Origin of the sequence: Clostridioides sp. ZZV14-6345, assembly GCF_020657775.1 — a bacterium.
GTDB lineage: Bacteria > Bacillota > Clostridia > Peptostreptococcales > Peptostreptococcaceae > Clostridioides > Clostridioides difficile_D.
Window position 1 is genome coordinate 1 of the sequence record NZ_JAGWCX010000210.1, and the last position, 367, is coordinate 367.

1 protein-coding gene is annotated in these 367 nt (G+C 33.5%); it reads left to right on the top strand.

Annotation, left to right across the window (positions count from 1 at the left end):
• On the top strand, positions 1 to 367 hold a 367-nt coding region (locus tag KGF39_RS19570; protein WP_227823587.1), incomplete at both ends, for an N-acetylmuramoyl-L-alanine amidase.

A 367-nucleotide genomic window follows, 5' to 3' on the forward strand; every position in this document is an offset into this window, starting at 1 on the left:
AATGAGTTCTATAGCATCATCATTATCTAAACACAATACAACTCCAACAGACCCAGGAACTAATGGAGCTAAGACAGTTATGATTGACCCAGGACATGGTGGTTCGGATACTGGAACAACAGGTAAATCGTTGGGAGGTATTAAAGAAAAAGACTATACTTTAAATACTTCACTTGCAACAACTGAGTATTTACGTTCAAAGGGAATCAATGTAATCATGACAAGAGATACAGATAAGACTTTATCTCTTGGAAATAGAACTGCTTTATCTAATTCTTTGAGACCAGATTTATTTACAAGTATACACTATAATGCTTCTGATACAACTGGAAACGGTGTAGAAGTATTTTATAAACTTAAAGATAAA